This window comes from Siphonobacter sp. SORGH_AS_1065, assembly GCF_030818595.1.
Lineage (GTDB): Bacteria > Bacteroidota > Bacteroidia > Cytophagales > Spirosomataceae > Siphonobacter.
The window spans coordinates 213,656-232,035 of record NZ_JAUTAM010000008.1; the positions used below are offsets into that span (position 1 = coordinate 213,656).

At 47.0% G+C, this 18,380-nt stretch carries 10 protein-coding genes; 9 read left to right on the forward strand and 1 reads right to left on the reverse strand.

Going from position 1 to position 18,380, the window contains the following annotated elements; translation table 11 throughout:
- Positions 1 to 128 precede the first annotated feature (128 nt).
- Positions 129 to 428: a hypothetical protein gene (locus QE390_RS23440; protein ID WP_106635955.1), complete on the forward strand. Its 300-nt coding sequence runs from the start codon at positions 129 to 131 to the stop codon at positions 426 to 428.
- Between the two features lie 82 nt (positions 429 to 510).
- Here QE390_RS23440 and QE390_RS23445 read toward each other — a convergent pair whose 3' ends face one another.
- Positions 511 to 2,286, reverse strand: a complete 1,776-nt coding sequence (locus QE390_RS23445; RefSeq protein WP_106635956.1) for a glycoside hydrolase family 15 protein — start codon at positions 2,284 to 2,286, stop codon at positions 511 to 513.
- Between the two features lie 184 nt (positions 2,287 to 2,470).
- Between QE390_RS23445 and QE390_RS23450 the strand changes: the two genes are divergently transcribed.
- The 8 genes from QE390_RS23450 (at position 2,471) to treY (ending at position 18,090) form a co-directional block, all read left to right on the forward strand.
- Positions 2,471 to 4,594: an alpha-amylase family protein gene (locus QE390_RS23450; protein WP_307144150.1), complete on the forward strand. Its 2,124-nt coding sequence runs from the start codon at positions 2,471 to 2,473 to the stop codon at positions 4,592 to 4,594.
- A 257-nt stretch (positions 4,595 to 4,851) separates the two neighbouring features.
- Positions 4,852 to 5,544 carry a DUF421 domain-containing protein gene (locus QE390_RS23455; protein WP_106635957.1) on the forward strand — a complete coding sequence of 231 codons (693 nt, stop codon included), beginning with the start codon at positions 4,852 to 4,854 and terminating at the stop codon, positions 5,542 to 5,544.
- 9 nt (positions 5,545 to 5,553) lie between these two features.
- Entirely contained in the window at positions 5,554 to 6,252 is a 699-nt protein-coding gene (locus QE390_RS23460) for a YetF domain-containing protein (protein WP_106635958.1), read from the forward strand.
- 38 nt (positions 6,253 to 6,290) lie between these two features.
- A complete protein-coding gene (locus QE390_RS23465; RefSeq protein WP_307144151.1) occupies positions 6,291 to 7,922 on the forward strand; it encodes an alpha-amylase family glycosyl hydrolase in 1,632 nt (543 codons plus the stop codon).
- Between the two features lie 54 nt (positions 7,923 to 7,976).
- Positions 7,977 to 9,836, forward strand: a complete 1,860-nt coding sequence (gene treZ / locus QE390_RS23470) for a malto-oligosyltrehalose trehalohydrolase (protein WP_307144152.1) — start codon at positions 7,977 to 7,979, stop codon at positions 9,834 to 9,836.
- 184 nt (positions 9,837 to 10,020) lie between these two features.
- Positions 10,021 to 12,147 carry a glycogen debranching protein GlgX gene (gene glgX, locus QE390_RS23475; RefSeq protein WP_307144153.1) on the forward strand — a complete coding sequence of 709 codons (2,127 nt, stop codon included), beginning with the start codon at positions 10,021 to 10,023 and terminating at the stop codon, positions 12,145 to 12,147.
- A 2-nt stretch (positions 12,148 to 12,149) separates the two neighbouring features.
- A complete protein-coding gene (treZ, locus tag QE390_RS23480) occupies positions 12,150 to 13,991 on the forward strand; it encodes a malto-oligosyltrehalose trehalohydrolase (protein WP_307144154.1) in 1,842 nt (613 codons plus the stop codon).
- Positions 13,984 to 18,090, forward strand: a complete 4,107-nt coding sequence (gene treY, locus QE390_RS23485) for a malto-oligosyltrehalose synthase (protein WP_307144155.1) — start codon at positions 13,984 to 13,986, stop codon at positions 18,088 to 18,090. Before treZ (QE390_RS23480) ends, treY begins: the two co-directional genes overlap by 8 nt.
- The last annotated feature ends 290 nt before the right edge of the window (positions 18,091 to 18,380 follow it).

Sequence of the window (18,380 nt, forward strand, 5' to 3'; positions counted from 1 at the left end):
TTATAAATAGATATACCAATAAGATGAGCGTAATTGCTAAAAATTTGTAAATAATTATTATAACGTAACAATAACGTTACAAAAACTATTTATATTTACGCCAGATTTTTACCTCAACTGATCGTACTATGCCACGTTTATCAAGAGAAGGTTTTAAACATAACGCTAAAGTATTCGAGAAGACCTGTCAATGGTGTGGAACGCCGTTCTTTGCTTCTCGGTCAACCGCCAAATTCTGTTCGTCTACCTGCCGGGCTTATTCGCATCAGGCGGATACATTGGATACAGCTGCACCCTGGCAGGAAACTGATCGTACGGTTGATGCCCTTCTCCACCAGATTGCTTTTCTTAAATCACAGGTTGAATCGCTTTCACGGGATAATCATGAATTGCGGAAAGCTCTAGAGGAATTCAAAAAAGCAGAATAGGTTAACCCTCCTACCCTACTCATCAATGAACCAAAAAATAGGGCTGAGCTACTAACTTGAAGTAGCTCAGCCTGAAGATTGGCTATTCTGTCATAACGCGATCCAGTTCGATGGCGGCGGTAATCAGAGCCAAGTGCGTGAGTGCCTGCGGGTAATTGCCTAACTGCTCGCCCCGTTTACTGATCTGCTCCGAGAACAGACCCAAGCTGTTGGAATAACCGAGAATCTTCTCGAAGAAGTTACTGGCCCGCTCTACTTGTCCGCCTTTAGCCAGACATTCGACAAACCAGAACGAACACATCGTAAAGGTTCCTTCTTCTCCGTCCAGACCGTCAATGTTCGATTCTGCATTGTTATAGCGGTAAATCAGAACATCCAGTTTTAACTCTCGCTCAATGGCCTGAAGCGTTTTCTGCCAACGCGGCTCATTCGAAGTAATAAACTGAACCGCTGGCATTAATAAAACGGAAGCATCCAGTTCATGGCCGCCTTTATACTGCACGAATGACTGCTTTTCTTCCGACCAGAATTCATTATACACGTAATCGTAGATTTCATTACGGGTGTGATACCACTTTTCACGCGGGTAGGGAAACGAACGTTCTTCGCCAATTTTAATAGCCCGGTCTAAGGCTACCCAACACATCATAAAAGAGTGTAGAAACTCCCGCTCCTTGCCACGAATTTCCCACATGCCATGATCGGGCGTTTGCCAATGGTCACATACGTATTCGACTTCAACCGATAGTTTTTGCCAGAATTCGTAGGTTAAGTGTCCGCCATATTTATTGAAAAGATAAATCGTGTCGATTAATTCTCCATAAATATCCATTTGCTTCTGATCTACGGCTCCATTTCCAATCAATACAGGTTTTGAATCCTTGTATCCTTTGAAATGCTTGAGCTCCACTTCATCATCAGGCCGTGTTCCATCCACCTTATACATCAGTTGCAACGGTTCGTCAAGGCAATGCGTTTCCACCCAATGCATAAACGTGCGGGCTTCGTCGATGAACCCCAGCCGAAGGAAAGCAAACATGGTAAAGGCAGAATCCCGAATCCAGCAGTAGCGGTAATCCCAATTTCGCTCACCGCCCAGCGTTTCGGGCAGGGCAAACGTAGGAGCAGCCACAACCGAGCCGTACTGATGCGAAGAAAGAAGCTTCAATGTAATGGCTGACCGAATGACCATTTCCCGCCAGCGACCTTTGTATGTACATTTCTGCGTCCATTCTTTCCAGAAATGGTGGGTATCATCGTAATGGCTTTTACAGAAATCCGTTACTCCATCCGTGATTTCATCGTTTCCATCGCAAAGGATAAAACACTGCGTTTCACCTTCTTTGAGTGTAAAAAGGGTAATTACATCATTTTCTTCAAGCTTCATCTCAATGTCACTGTAGAGATGAAGAATCTGATCATTTTCTGCCGTAAACTTCACTCCTTTTTCAACGAACTCAGTACGATGCTCGCTCTGGGAATAGTTAAAGCGGGGCCGACAGGTAAGTTTGAATTCTACATTACCCCGCACGGCGGTTACTTTCCGAATCAGAGTCATCCGGGAACCTTCCTCGTGGACGGGCATGAAATCGGCTACTTCCGCAATGCCATAATCCGAAAAAAATCGGGTTACTAAAATCGCCGTATCCGTTAAGTAAATCTGTTTATAAGATAGGTCATTCAGGGTTGGGATGATCGAGAAATTTCCCCCTTTTTCGGCATCCAGCATGGCCGTAAAAACCGAGGGTGAATCAAAGCGGGGCAAACACAAAAAGTCGATAGATCCGTAGTGGGAGACCAGAGCGGCGGTATTCATATTACCAATCACGCCATATTGATCAATAGTAGCTTGCGTCATAGGGATGAATAAATGGGTCGTTAACCGGGTGGGTTAATTATTGAGTGTTTATTCCTTTAAAAGGATCATGCGAGCTCCCCCCGTTTTTGGGTATTCTCATTGAATTCTAATTTCCTTTTCTCAGGAAAATCCCCTGAAATGCAGTCCTTCCTTTACCTTCGTAACTTCTCTCTAAATCTGATTTATGATGTGTCGATTTATTACCTCCGTACTGGCCATACTACTTACGGCCAGTGCCTTAATGGCTCAATCGCCGAAGAGCTGGCCTGCCGATTTCCCCTGGTGGAAAATCAATAATCTTCGCACCATTCAGTTCAATTTACCCGCCACCGAGGCGGCCACTTTGAACGCCGATTCTGTCGTTGCTGACCTGAAACGCTGCTTCGCCAATACGTTGATTATTAACATCGGCGGCATCATGGCTTTCTATCCCACGCAACTGGATTTTCATTACCGTAACCCGTACCTGCGTTCAGAAACGGTAATGAAAGACATCATTGACCAATGTCACCTTGCCGGTATTAAGGTTATGGTTCGGTTTGATTTTAGTCGTATTCACGAAAGCATTTTCAAGGCTCACCCAGACTGGTGTTACCTTTCTCCCAAAGGCGAGCGGGTGTACAATACGGACATGGTAGTAGTTTCGATCAATGCTCCTTACGTCCAGCAAAAGGCGTTTGATATTATTGCGGAAGTACTGGATACGTTTCCCATCGACGGAATTTTCCTGAACATGCCGGGTTACCAGGTGAATAATCCTTACGAAGGGGTATATCATGGCATTGATCAGAATGAGCACGACCAGAAACGATTTGCGGAGTACAGTAAAGGGCTCGCCCTGCCCACGAAAGAGGACAAGACCGATCCGGTTTTTCAGAAGTATTTAGCCTTTAAGCAATACACCGTTGAAGACTGGACCAAACGCCTGCATGAGCTGATCAAATCCAAAAATGAAAACGTAGCTCTTTGCACGTATATGGATGAGTATGTAGACATCATCCGCCATGAATCACAGACGAATAGCCTGCCTTATTGGCCTTACTCCGCTTCTGATAATGTGAATAACGCTATTCATACCTTTCCCCATCACACCATCAGTAATGCCAGTATCCAGCAGATTTCGTTTCAATCGCGGTATAATGCGGTGGAGCCCAACGAGGTAAGGATTCGATTGTATGAAAACATCGCCAATGGGTCAGGACTCGATTTAAGTATGATGGGCGATATGCAGGATTATGAAGACGAGCGAAACTATAAAGTAATACGGGAAGTCTACGGGTTTCATAAAGCCCATGAAAAGTACTTTGGAAGGTATAAAACCACCGCCAAAATTGCTCTGATTGCACCGGGCTCCTGGCCCAGCGGCTTACCCATGCAGGAGTATCGGGGCATTCAGCTCATGCTGAAGGAAGCCCATTTGTCTTATGACATCATCGAGGATGCTCAGCTTCAGAAGCGAGCGGAAGATTTGAAGAAATATGCCTTGATCCTTTTGCCAGATATTACCTTTTTGCCCGCCGCCTCGGTGGAAGTGCTAAAAGAACTCAGTCGCAACGGCACTCATTTAGTGGCTACGAACCGGAGTTTATCCGATCACCCGGAAGCACTAAGGGAATTATTTGGAGCGAAAACGACTCAGATGGAAACCGAAGGAAGCGGTTATTACCTCACTCCCGTTCATCAACCCATGTTCAGGCGGCTGGCGGGTCAGAAAATGATCATGTGGAAGTTCAATCTGGGAAAATACGATTGGACGGAACAGACGCAAAAACAATTACCCATACTCGCTAAAGGTCGCCCAGGTCCACCCGAAATCATTGGCGGCCACGATTCTACGGGTTATTACGCTTTAGGGTTACATCCTTACGGAAAAGCCGTCAATGCTCTGTTACCTGTTAACCTGGGAAGACTCTATTACCTGCACGGTTATCAGGAGCATAAAAACATTTTACTCGATCTTATTGATCATTTAGACCCTCATTTGAGTAAGGCTATCCAAACCAATGCTCCAGATCGGGTTGAAGTGATACTTCAGGAATTTACGGAAAACACCCCTGCGGCTCTCACCAAAAAAACGACGGACGGGCTGATTTTACACCTGGTTAACCTGACGGGTTTCAGCGGAAATACCTACTTCGAACCTTTACCCGTCCGAAATCTGACGTTCCGCCTAAAGGCATCTTTCAAACCTTCCAAAATCCAGCAACTTGGAAAAAGTAAGGCCATTCCTTTTACGTATACAAATGATACCGTTCAATTTGTGTTACCTGAACTAGAGGCATTTACGGGTATTATCCTCACAAAATAACAAAAGTCCCCCGGTTGTTCGGGGGACTTTTTACACAAAGGTTGAAGGCTGAATAGTACAAGCAGTACTTACCTTATTATACCCCAATAGCGACGGAGGTTATCATAAAAAATAGGTAATAGAAAATTGTTTTCTTTAATTAACTAGTAATCAGTAAGTTAACATATTAAATAATAGTACATCAACCTGCCTCAATAAAATAGGCATCCTTTTTTTTAGCATCCGCTCTGCTCCCACACGGGCGGCCCGCACTATCTATGAAAAAGGATGAGATTCATCTAAGCGACTGGGAACGAATTCTCTGGGGAATGGCCCCACCAGAATTCTTCATTGAAGTACTGTTCCGTACTTTATTCATTTACCTCTTCTTATTGATCATCATGCGTTTTCTCGGGAAACGCATGAATGGGCAACTTTCCATCACGGAAATGGCCGTAATGCTAACTACAGGGGCCATCATCTCTCCCTCCATGCAGGCTCCAGATCGGGGAATTGCCCTGGGAATATTTGCCATGATCTGTGCTCTGGTGTATCAACGGCTGACGACTCTCTGGGGGTTTAATAACAAGAAGATCGAAAAAATCATGCAGGGCACGGTGAGCGTTCTGGTGATTGACGGGGTTATTCAGGTGGATAGCCTGGCGGGCAACCGCGTTTCCCGGCAACAGCTTTTTACGGAACTTCGCCGAAAAAGTGTGTATAATCTGGGACAGGCGAAACGGGTGTACCTCGAAGCTTCGGGTTTATTCAGCATTTATGAGCGAAAAGAAGCCCTACCCGGTCTGTCTACCTTACCTCCCAATGTAGCCGACGAAGAAATACACAACATTCAGAACGTGCTGGATGATACCGTTGCCTGTAGCTTTTGTGGACAGAGTGTGCCTAAATCAGAGAAATCCAACCCTTGCCCCACCTGCCAATCCAGCGATTGGGCAGATGCCGTTTTATAGACTTTCGCCATGAAACCCGAAGATATACACATTACCGACTGGATGCGGATTCTGATGGGCGAGCTGCCCGTGGATTATTTTTTCGAAATCCTGCTCCGCATGGCTTTCACGTACCTGCTGCTCATGGTATCCATGCGTTTCATGGGTCGGCGAATGGCTTCTCAGATGAACCGTAACGAAATGGCAGCCCTGACCTCCCTGGCTGCGGCTATCGGTATGCCGGTGTTATCCCCGGACCGGGGCTTGTTACCGGCGGTGGCCATCGCCATTATCATCGTATTGGGGCAACGGCTAATTGCCCGAATTGCTTCGCGTAATGAACGCTTTGAAGCCATTACGCAGGATGAAATCGATATTCTGGTACAGAATGGCATCCTAAATCTGGAGCAGATGAGAAGAAGTCGCATTACCCGCGAACGCCTCTTTGCCCAACTTCGCTCGGAAGGGCTTTTACATCTGGGTCAGGTTCGACGACTCTATCTGGAAGCAAACGGCAAGTTTACGCTGATTAAGGAAGAGCCTCCCATTCCTGGGCTTTCCGTAATCCCTAACTGGGACAAAAAGTTAGTAGATGAGCAGAAAAAATCAGAGGACATTATGGTGTGTAAAAACTGCGGGAACCACATGCCCGAGAAATCTACTACGGAAGATAAATGTCCCCAGTGTGGAGATCAGAACTGGTTACCACCCATCGAGACGGAAGAATAGTTTTTTTACGATAAGGCTCAAAACAACCTTTGAATGAAATGACTCCGTACGGAATGGCCTCCCAATCTCAAGTGAAAAGTCAGCAACTATGGTGGCAATCGGGTATAATTTACCAAATCTATCCCCGCTCTTTTCAGGATAGCAATGCCGACGGAATTGGTGATTTGCAAGGTGTCATTAATCGGCTGGATTATTTAAAATGGCTGGGTATCCAGGCCGTATGGCTTTCCCCTATTTATCCTTCACCGATGGCCGACTATGGCTACGACATATCTGATTACCAGGGAATTCATCCCATTTTTGGATCAATGGACGATTTTGACCAATTACTGGAAGAAGTGCACCGGCGGGGTATGAAACTGATTCTTGACCTTGTCCCTAATCATACTTCTGATCAGCACCCCTGGTTTCTGGAATCGAAATCTTCCCGAGATAACCCCAAACGCGACTGGTACATCTGGAAAGATGCATTACCCGATGGTTCGGAACCGAATAACTGGCTTGCTATGTTCGGGGGCACCGCCTGGGAATGGGACGAAACCACTCAGCAGTATTACTACCACGCGTTTTTAAAAGAACAGCCTGATCTGAACTGGCGAAACCCCGAGGTGCGGGAAGCCATGATGAATGTCATGCACTACTGGCTGAAAAAAGGCATTGACGGCTTTCGGGTAGATGTGATGTGGCACATGGTGAAGGACGCTCATTTCCGTAATAATCCGATTAACCCTGACTATCAGCCGCATCAGGCTACGGTCGATCAGTTATTAGCGGTGTACTCTACCGACCAGCCCGAAGTACACGACATCGTTCGCCAGATGCGGGAAGTACTGGACGCTTACGAGGAGCGAATGATGATCGGTGAAATCTATCTGCCCGTTCATAAACTGGTGACTTATTACGGGGAAAACGGCTCGGGAGCCCATTTACCCTTTAACTTCCAGCTCCTTAACCTCCCCTGGAATGCTACTCAATTGGCGGCAGCCATCAGTCAGTACGAAGGAGCCTTACCCGAATACGGCTGGCCAAACTGGGTGCTGGGGAACCACGATCAACCCCGCATTACCAGCCGCGTAGGCTTGCAACAGGCTCGGGTAGCGGCGTTGTTACTGCTGACGTTACGGGGTACACCGACCATTTATTACGGAGACGAAATTGGTATGCAGGATGTTCCGATTCCGTTTTCAGAAGTACAGGACCCACAAGGGCTGAACATGCCCGATAAAAACCTCAGCCGGGATCCTGCCCGAACGCCGATGCAGTGGAATGCCTCCACCTACGCTGGATTTAGTTCCGAAAAACCCTGGCTTCGGCTTTCCAGTACCTATCGACGTCTAAATGTGGAATCAGAGAAAGACAACCCTTTCTCCATGTTAACCCTCTATAAAAGACTGATTGACCTGCGACAGAAAGAACTTTCTTTTACCGCTGGTGATTACATTCCGGTTTATTCAGATCAACAGATTCTGGCCTATAAGCGAACGCATGAAAATGCTCCGGCTTTTCTGATCGTACTAAACCTGACACACCGCCCCGCTTATTTCAAACCCGAACACGATGCGTTTAAGGGAACCATCGTCCTCTCCACCCTTCCCGAAGAAGAAGGACAGGAGGTAGACAGCTACTTTGCTCTCAGCGGCGATCAGGGAATTATTATTCGTTTACATTAACGCCTTACTTTTTATTCCTTTACCTTACCATAATCAATTCTTCAACTGTTTCCTATGAAAAAAGTAGGCTCTCATTATCAAGGCAATGGCTCGTGTACCTTTACGGTCTGGGCTCCCGAGAAAGAGCAGATGATGCTGGAGTTAGTGCATCCGAAAGAAGAAATTCTGCCCATGACTAAATCCCGATCTGGTTATTTTGAGCTCACTCTTTCGGAAATTGAACCCGGTGCCCGTTACTTTTTCCGTCCTGAAAATAAGCATCATTACCCCGATCCTGCTTCTCAATTTCAGCCCGAAGGCGTTCATGGTCCTTCCGAAGTCATTAACCATCGTACTTACCAATGGCAGGATCAAACCTGGAAAGGGGTGCCTTTTCCGGAGGTGATTCTGTATGAATTACACGTTGGTACCTTTACGCCGGAAGGCACCTTCGAAGCCATTATCCCACGACTGAAAGAATTAAAAGCTTTTGGCGTTAATGCCATCGAGATTATGCCCATCGCCCAATTCCCTGGCGGTCGCAATTGGGGGTATGACGGCGTGTTTCTGTATGCCGTTCAAAATACGTACGGCGGGCCGGAGGGTTTCAAAAAACTGGTGGATGCCTGCCACGCGGAAGGCATTGCCGTCTACCTCGATGTGGTGTATAATCACGTGGGTCCCGAAGGAAATTACCTGGAAGAATTTGGCCCTTACCACACCGACAAATACTGTACGCCCTGGGGAGGAGCCATGAATCTGGACGGTGCCTGGAGTGATGCCGTCAAAGAATTCTTTATTTTGAATGCCCTATACTGGATTGAAGAATTCCACGTAGATGGCCTGCGATTTGACGCCATTCACACTATTTTCGATCAAAGTGCGGTTAACTTCTGGCAATTGCTTCACGAGAAAGTTCATGAACTGGAGCTACGCCTGGGTCGATTGGTTGTACTCATTGCCGAAAGTGATTTGAATGACCCGAAAGTATTAAAATCGGTAGATACGGGTGGCTGGGGCTTCACGGCTCAGTGGTTTGACGATTTTCATCATTCCCTCTATTCCATCATTGATGAAAAAGAAGGACTGAAACGTTACCCTGATTTTGGCCGGATGGACCAGCTAGCCAAAGCCTATACCGATGGTTTTGTGCACAGTGGAGAATTCAATAAGGTCCGCAAACGAAGATTTGGAGCCTCCTCCGTTAGTTTACCCGGGCACCAGTTTATCGCGTTTATTGATAACCACGATCAGGCGGGAAACCGACTCCTCGGCGAACGATTGTCGATGTTACTAAGTGCAGATCGACTCAAAGTAGCCGCTGCCGCCATGATGCTGAGCCCCTGCGTTCCGATGTTGTTCATGGGCGAGGAATATGCCGCCCAAACGCCTTTTTTATACTTCATCAGTCATTCCAAGCCGGAATTAATTGAAATGGTACAGAAGGGTCGTAAAGAAGACTTCAAATCATTCAATGAAGGGAAACAGCAAGTACCGCCCGATCCTCAGGATGAAAAAACCTTTCAGGATTCGGTATTGAACTGGGATCAGCGAAAAGAAGGGAAACATCAGCAAATGCTTGAGTGGTATCAGGCTCTGATTCAGCTTCGTAAAACCCAGCCCATTCTTCAAAACTTCAGCCGGAGTTCTACCCAGGTACAAACCATTGATGAATCTGGCTTTGTGTTAATTCGTCAGAATTCATCGGGTACGCATTACCTGACTGCCTTTTTTAATCTGTCCGATCAGCAAGTAGAGGCAAAGGTTCCGCATAGATGCGAACAATGGGATTTGCTTGTTCACTCCTACGAAACTCGTTTTAGTGAATCCACGCATGAAAAGACTTTCCCAGAAAACGTATATGCTAATACGTCAATACAATTATTACCCTGGAGCGTGGCAGTATACATGGGTGAATCCCTAGAAACAAACTAGAAACTTTTTGGTAAGTTCGCTGAGGTCATACCCATTTTTCCTCAATTTTCTACAATTATGATTGACGCGGTTATTGCCACTAGTTTTTTAACTAATAAAGTGTACTTAGGAAATGCCTGTTATAACGTAATCAACCAAACAAGGCTAATCTTATAGTCAACTTAAACTATACGAAACCCAACGAATGAAGTCCACTACTACTTACCCTGGCTCTCCTTTTCCGCTAGGGGCAACATATGATGGTGAAGGTGTAAACTTTGCCATTTTTGCAGAAAATGCCACAGCAATTGATTTATGTCTGTTTGATGAAATTTCTGGTCAGTCTGAAACTACTACCATTCCTTTACTGGAACGAGCCTATCACATCTGGCACGTTTACATTCCAGGACTAAAACCCGGACAATTGTACGGCTATCGGGTAGACGGTCCCTATGAACCTGAAAACGGTCACCGATTCAATCGTAACAAATTATTAATCGATCCCTATACGAAGGCTTTAGCGGGTACCGTCGAATGGAACGAGTCACTTTTCTCGTACCAAATGGGCGAAGAAGACCTGACTTTCAGTGAGAGTGACAGTGCTCCTTACGTGCCTAAATCAGTGGTTATTGACACGAATTTCGACTGGGAAGACGATACGTTCCCCAAGATTCCTTACAACCACACGATTGTTTACGAAACGCACGTAAAAGGCTTTACGCAGTTACATCCCGAAATTCCCGAAGAAATCCGGGGTACTTACGCAGCCCTGGGACATCCTGTTACCATCAAATACCTGAAAGAACTGGGTGTCACCGCGGTAGAGTTAATGCCCATTCACTCGTTCATTAACGACAGCCATCTGATTGAAAAAGGGCTGAAGAATTACTGGGGTTATAACTCCATCGGGTTCTTCTCTCCTGACGCAGAATACTCCAGTTCAGGGGTACGCGGCGAGCAGGTTACCGAGTTCAAAACGATGGTGAAAGAGCTTCACAAGGCCGGCATTGAAGTAATTCTTGACGTCGTATATAACCATACGGCAGAAGGTAACGAAAAAGGTCCAACGCTCTCGTTCAAAGGTATCGACAATGCGGCTTATTACCGTTTGCACGAAGGTCGTTACTACAATGATTACACGGGTACGGGTAATACGCTCAACGTGATGCAACCTAACGTTCTGCGTTTAATCATGGACAGCCTTCGTTACTGGGTTCAGGAGATGCACGTAGATGGGTTCCGCTTTGATTTAGCCTCAACGCTGGCTCGTGGTTTACACGACGTTGATAAACTGAATTCTTTCTTTGACGTCATCTATCAAGACCCTATCATCTCGCAGTCAAAACTCATCGCAGAACCCTGGGATGTAGGTGAAGGCGGTTATCAGGTGGGTAAGTTCCCTCCCGGCTGGGCCGAATGGAATGGCATGTACCGGGATTGCGTGCGTGATTACTGGAGAGGTGCAGACAGTAAGCTCGGCGAATTTGCCAGCCGCTTCCTGGGCAGCCCTGATTTATACCGTGAAGATTACCGCAGCCCAACGGCAAGTATCAACTTCATTACCGCTCATGACGGCTTTACCCTCAACGATCTGGTTTGTTACAATGACAAACATAACGAAGCCAATGGTGAGGATAATAATGACGGAGAAAGCCATAACCGCTCCTGGAACTGTGGCGTTGAAGGCCCAACGGATGACGAAGAAATCAATAAGTTACGTCAACAGCAAAAACGTAATTTCCTGACCACGCTTTTCCTCTCGCAAGGGGTAGCGATGTTGGTGGCTGGGGATGAGTTTGGCCGTACGCAGGGAGGTAACAACAACGCCTACTGCCAGGACAACGAAATTTCCTGGCTCCACTGGGATAACCAGGATGTGGACCTGCTGGAATACACCAAGAAAATCATCAAGTTTAGCCAGGATCACCCCGTATTCTGCCGTAGAGGCTGGTTTAAAGGTCAGCCCGTTCAGGGAACAGATCGCGAGGATATTGCTTGGTTCCTGCCCGACGGCAACGAAATGAGTGATGAAGACTGGCAAAACGGTTACGCTAAATCACTGGGCGTGTATTTGAGTGGTCACGCTATTAAGTCGGTCAGTGACAAAGGTGAACGAATTCTTGACGACAGTTTTTACGTGCTTTTCAACGCTCACTATGAACCCATTGAATACCAGATTCCATCAAAAAAATGGGGCGGTAACTGGGTGAAAGTGGTGGATAGCTACAACAACTACGTCGATGAGAATGGAGAAAAATACGATAACGGAGAAAAGATAACCGTAGAAGGCCGATCAGTCGTTGTACTGAAAAGCCCGCTTTCGACTCATTAACCATGAAAGAAATAGACCTGAGTGCTCGCAGCCTTGGGGTGAATTTCAATCAGGCAGGAGAGGCCCACATTGTGGTGTGGGCCCCCCTGCTTGAATCAGTAGAAATTTATCTGGACCAAACACGGACGATGTATCCGTTACAGAAAGATAAATTTGGCTATTGGGAATTAACCACCCCTGAATTAAAACCTGGCGATTTATATCAGTTTGTTCTCAACGACGGTCGCCACGTTCCCGATCCGGCTTCCATCAGCCAGCCTTACGGCGTCCACGGATCTTCCAGAGCTCTCGACATTGGCTCGTATGACTGGACCGACCAGTCCTGGAAAAACCCAAACCTCGAAGATTACATTTTCTACGAACTTCACGTCGGTACGTTTTCAGAAGCAGGCACCTTTGCTGGCGTTGAATCCAAACTGGATTACCTGGTTGATTTAGGCATAACGGCCATTGAATTGATGCCGGTTGCTCAATTTCCTGGTAAACGGAACTGGGGTTATGATGGAGTATATCCCTTTGCCGTTCAGGATTCTTACGGTGGAGCTGAAGGCTTAAAGCATTTGGTTAATGCCTGTCACGAAAAAGGCATTGCCGTCGTTTTGGACGTAGTCTATAACCACATGGGGCCAGATGGAAACTACTTCTCTTTATACGGCCCTTACTTTACCAAGCAATACCTGACGCCTTGGGGCGAAGCTATCAATTTCGATGATGAATGGAGCGATGGCGTTCGCGACTACTTCATCGAAAACGCATTGATGTGGTTCCGCGATTTTCATATCGATGGGTTAAGGCTTGATGCGGTTCATGCCATTCGGGATTTTAGTCCGGTGCATATTCTGAAAGAAATCAAGCAATACGTGAATGAGCTTTCCCAGCAAACGGGCCGAAATCATTACCTGATCGTAGAGATGGAGTTAAACGATACGCGGTTCATTAACTCGTTTGAAAAGGGAGGTTACGGCATGGACGCCCAGTGGAGTGATGAATTTCATCATGCCCTTCGGGTATCAGCCGGAGGCGAGCGTACGGGCTATTACGCCGACATGGACGGAACGGCAGCCTTTGCCAAAGCCTACCAGAATGCTTACGTACACACAGGAGAATACACCTTCCGAAGAAATAAAACGTTTGGTACCCCAACGGACCCGTTCCCGAGTCATCAGTTCGTGGTTTTTTCTCAAAACCACGATCACATCGGAAACCGCATGAATGGAGATCGGTCGAGTCAGTTGACGAATTTCGAGATGCTGAAGTTAATGGCTGGCTCCGTAATCACAAGTCCATTTTTACCCTTGCTATTCATGGGCGAAGAATGGGCAGAATCCCGGCCCTTCCTCTACTTTACCGATCATACCGACCCGGAACTTTCAACGGCGGTTCGCGAAGGAAGAAAGCGGGAGTTCGCAGCCTTTCATGGCGAAGGAGAAGCCCCCGACCCTACCATTCAGGATACGTTCGATCAGTCTAAACTTGAGTGGGGCTTACAGCAGGATCACATTCATCACACGCTTTACAACTATTACAAGCAGCTCATCCAGATTCGCAAGGACCATGCCCTGATTCGCAAAGCAGATCGACGGAATATGGAGGTTACGGTCGACGAAGCCAAAGATGTCATCGTCGTGCGTCGCTGGGAAGGTCCGCAACAGCTTTTGATTTGCATGAATTTTTCTTCTGATCCTTACGTCATTACCGTTTCTGATCAGGCTCCCATTTGGAAAAAATGTCTTGATTCTGCGGACCCTCAATGGGGTGGCGAGAAAGCTTCTCCCGATGAACTTCAGGCCCGTAGCGAATTAACTCTTCAACCCGAATCGATTTTAATTTATTCCCATGAATAACCCCATCGCCACGTACCGCTTTCAGTTTCATAAGGACTTTTCGCTGAAAGAATTCGAAGCGATTATTCCTTACCTGAAAAAACTGGGCGTTAGCACGATTTATGCTTCGCCCATTTTTGAATCCACACCCGGCAGCACGCACGGGTACGACGGGCTCAATCCGCATCGCATTAACCCGGAAATCGGTAATGAAGCAGATTTTGAACGCATTTCTCAGGAAATTCACGAAGAAGGTTTCCAGTGGTTACAGGATATTGTGCCGAACCACATGGCCTATAGCCCGGCTAACCTCTGGATCTGGGACGTATTTCAAAAAGGCAAACGTTCGGTCTATGCCGATTTTTTCGACATTGACTGGGACAACCCGGTAAGTCCCGGGCAGATCATGGCCCCCTTTCTGGGCGATACGCTGGAAAAGGTAATCCAGGAAAATCAGTTGCAATTGGCCTATCGCCGAGGTCAACTGGTTTGGAATTTATACGACGAATCAGAATTCCCGGTTAATCCTGCCAGTTACGCCAGTATTCTGGAGAAGATTCCGGCGGCAAAAACGTTACTTGATTCGCTCCAAAAACTCGAAGACATTACGGACAATGGTTTGTATGGCGTTCAGTTGAGTGAATTATTACTTCAGCCTTTGCAGGAAGATGGAGAGCTCGTGGCCGCCATTGAAGCCCAGTTGAAAAAGATTAACCAGTCAAAGGAACAGTTGCTAGAACTGGCTAAAAACCAGTTCTTTCGACTTTGTCATTATGCCGAAACAGATAAGCAAATCAACTTCCGCCGCTTTTTTACGGTAAATGGTTTGATCTGTTTGAATATTCAGAAGCCTGAAGTTTTTGAGCATTTTCATAAATACATTCAAACACTGGTAGATACGGGTGTTTTTCAGGGCTTACGCATTGACCACATCGATGGCTTGTATGACCCCAGCAGTTACCTCGAACAACTTCGGGATTTAGCCGGACCGAAAACGTACATTACCGTTGAGAAAATTCTGGAACCCGGCGAAAAACTGAATGAAAGCTGGCCAATTCAGGGAAATACGGGGTATGATTTTCTTTCATACGTCAATAATCTGTTCACGAATAAGGCCGCTGAGAAACCTTTTACGAAGTATTACCAACGGCTCACGGGTGATCAGACGCTTACGCAGGAACAGATTCACCAGAAAAAAGCCATGATCCTCCTCGACCACATGGGCGGGGAACTGGATAACCTGGTGCGTTTGTATGAGAGCCTGAACTTGCCGATGCTAGAAAAAGAGGCATTGAAAGACAGCATTGCTCTTTACCTCATTCATTGCCCGGTATATCGCTATTACGGAAATGCCTGGCCGCTGGGGGAAGAAGAACAGCAAGCCAACAAAGAAATTTTCAAGGCTATTCGTAAAAAGTATCCCGAGAAAAAAACCTCGATTAGTGCCTTCGAAAAGACGTTGGCCCTGGAAGAAGCGTTGCCTTTTTACCAACGCTGCATGCAGTTCTCCGGGCCTCTCATGGCGAAAGGTGTGGAAGACACGTTGTTGTATACCTATACCCGTTTCATCGGGCATAATGAAGTGGGTGATTCGGTTGAGGAATTTGGGATTACCTCCGAACACTACCACGAGTTAATGCAGGATCGGCAGGAACATTGGCCCCTGTCCTTGAATGGTACCTCAACCCACGATACGAAACGCGGGGAAGATGTACGGGCCAGACTCAACGCCCTGACGGATTTGCCAGAACTATGGATTGAAACCGTTAGTAACTGGTTTTCTATGCACCCGCAAACGAAACTGGAACCGAACGATCAATACCTGATTTACCAGACAGTTGTAGGAGCTCATCCCATGCCCGGTCAGGACGAAGATGATTTCGAAAACCGTTTGCACGAATACTTACCTAAGGCTCTGCGGGAAGGAAAAGTGAATTCTGGCTGGACGCAACCGAATGAAAATTACGAGCAGGCAGCCAAGGATTTTGCGTCTTCCTTACTCAACAAATCCAGCGATTTTTATAAGACCTTCGAAGGATTTCATCGCAGCGTTTGCGATTGGGGCATTGTCAATTCACTTTCGCAAACCTTACTGAAATTCACTTCGCCCGGTGTTCCTGACGTATATCAGGGAACGGAACTTTGGGATTTAAGTCTGGTAGATCCTGATAACCGCCGTCCGGTTGACTATTCATTACGGGAACAATACCTGAATGACATCGAGTCGCTCGATTGGCGGGCTTTATGGCAGCACCGCTATTCGGGCCAAATCAAGCTTTGGTTAACGCATGCGTTATTTCAGGAACGCAAAGAAAACGTCGATACTTTCACCGAGGGACTTTATCTGCCCTTAACAGTTGAAGGTACCTACAAGGATCACGTGCTGGCTTTTGCCCGTCGGTACAAGCAAAACTGGTACGTCGTGGCGGTTCCGCTGCACGCGGCTCAGATTGGCTCCATTCATGAAGTACTGGAAATTGACTGGAAAGACACCCGCGTGATTATTCCCGAAGACGCTCCTCAAAACTGGCAAAACCTGCTGGGTTCGGCGTCCCTCACTTCTGAGTGGCTCGTTCAGGATTTATTCAGTGAGTTACCGCTGGCCTTACTCAAAGGTCAGCCCGACATTCGGGATCGTTCGGCGGGGTTATTATTGGCAGTCACTTCATTGCCCTCTGCTTTCGGGGTAGGCGATTTAGGACCTGAGGCGTATAAATTCGCTGATTTTCTGAGCAAGAGTAAACAGACGTACTGGCAGTTATTACCGCTTAACCCAACCGGAGCAGACCAGGGTTTTTCGCCGTACAGTTCCATTTCCAGCCGGGCCGGTAACCCCATGCTGATTAGCCCTGAGCTATTACAGGCCGAGGGCTTATTGGGTGATTTATCGGAATACCGAATTATGGAAACGCCCGAGGCGGATTTTGAGCAGGCTCTGGCATTGAAGCATCAATTGCTGGAACAGGCCTATGCCCAGTACCAAAAACGGCCTTTACTGAAACGAGAGTTTGAAAATTTTTGCCAAAACGAAGCCGAATGGCTGGATGATTTTGTGCTGTATGTAGTCATCAAGCAACAACAAGATCATAAGCCCTGGCACGAATGGTCCGAGTCCTTTAAACTTCGCGACGCGGTTACCCTACAACAATTCCGGGAAGAACAGGCGGAGGCTCTGGTTTATCAGCAATGGATTCAGTTTATTTTCTTCCGGCAGTGGCATCAGCTTCGGCGATACAGTAACATTCGGAATGTGAAGCTCTTTGGGGACTTACCCTTTTATCCGAGTTATGATTCGGTAGACGTCTGGGCTAATCCTGAGATTTTCCATCTCGACGAAGAGCGGAATATGACCTGTGTAGCGGGCGTACCACCGGACTATTTCAACGAAGATGGTCAACGCTGGGGCATGCCCATTTATCGCTGGGATGTTCTGAAAGCCCGAAAATACGACTGGTGGCTCAATCGAATCAGCAAGAATATGGAACTGTACGACTTGCTGAGGCTCGACCACTTCCGGGCTTTTGCCAGTTACTGGGAAGTTCCCGCTCAGGAAAAATCGGCTAAAAATGGCGAATGGAAACCCGGGCCCGGTACTGCGTTCTTTGACGTGCTTCGGGAAAAACTCGGCAGTCTTCCTCTCGTAGCAGAAGACCTCGGCGATATCGGAACGGACGTGTACGAACTCCGCGATGCCTGTGTGCTACCGGGGATGCGAGTGCTGCATTTTGCATTCAGCGAAGACATGCCTTACTCGGTGAACATCGTGCATAATCATTCTCCCTTAAGCATTGCCTATACGGGAACCCATGATAATAATACGACCAAAGGCTGGTACCGCAACGATTTAAGCCCCGATGACCATCGCCGACTGGAAGAATACCTGGGTGGACCTTTAAAAGAAGAAACCATTCACTTTGTTCTCATTCGCATGGTGTATTCGTCGGTAGCTCAAACCGCCATACTTCCCGTACAGGATGTGTTGGGACTAGACGAATCCGCCCGTATGAACACGCCAGCCGGGAACGAAGCGTGCTGGAAATGGCGATTAATTCCCGGCCAATTAACGGAAGCTCATCAGCGACAATTGAAAAAATGGGCTGAAACTTACCATCGCGGGTAACTTTTGAAAACCAAGAAGGGGTTCATTCGATTTTGAATGAACCTCTTCTTGGTTTTATGAGAATCCTTATCTCCGCGGTCGCTCAGCTTTGCCCAACAATTACGGAAGGTAGAAAGCTTACCAACATAGGAACGAAGCCGACTACTAAGTAAGGTCTTTCGCTTCGCTCTGGATGACAGGAAAGAAAGTATTCCGCAGTCGCTCGGCTCTGCCGAGTGACCGCATAGCGGTAGGCCTCTGGCCGTCTGAGGCTAAGAAATTTACTAAAAAGCAAAAGATTTGCCTAACCT

What these genes read in the sequence shown, in the direction of transcription:
- QE390_RS23440 (WP_106635955.1), top strand. Translation starts at nt 129, where the DNA reads ATGCCACGTTTATCAAGAGAAGGTTTTAAACATAACGCTAAAGTATTC.
- QE390_RS23445 (WP_106635956.1), bottom strand. Translation starts at nt 2,286, where the DNA reads ATGACGCAAGCTACTATTGATCAATATGGCGTGATTGGTAATATGAAT.
- QE390_RS23450 (WP_307144150.1), top strand. Translation starts at nt 2,471, where the DNA reads ATGATGTGTCGATTTATTACCTCCGTACTGGCCATACTACTTACGGCC.
- QE390_RS23455 (WP_106635957.1), top strand. Translation starts at nt 4,852, where the DNA reads ATGAAAAAGGATGAGATTCATCTAAGCGACTGGGAACGAATTCTCTGG.
- QE390_RS23460 (WP_106635958.1), top strand. Translation starts at nt 5,554, where the DNA reads ATGAAACCCGAAGATATACACATTACCGACTGGATGCGGATTCTGATG.
- QE390_RS23465 (WP_307144151.1), top strand. Translation starts at nt 6,291, where the DNA reads ATGACTCCGTACGGAATGGCCTCCCAATCTCAAGTGAAAAGTCAGCAA.
- treZ (WP_307144152.1), top strand. Translation starts at nt 7,977, where the DNA reads ATGAAAAAAGTAGGCTCTCATTATCAAGGCAATGGCTCGTGTACCTTT.
- glgX (WP_307144153.1), top strand. Translation starts at nt 10,021, where the DNA reads ATGAAGTCCACTACTACTTACCCTGGCTCTCCTTTTCCGCTAGGGGCA.
- treZ (WP_307144154.1), top strand. Translation starts at nt 12,150, where the DNA reads ATGAAAGAAATAGACCTGAGTGCTCGCAGCCTTGGGGTGAATTTCAAT.
- treY (WP_307144155.1), top strand. Translation starts at nt 13,984, where the DNA reads ATGAATAACCCCATCGCCACGTACCGCTTTCAGTTTCATAAGGACTTT.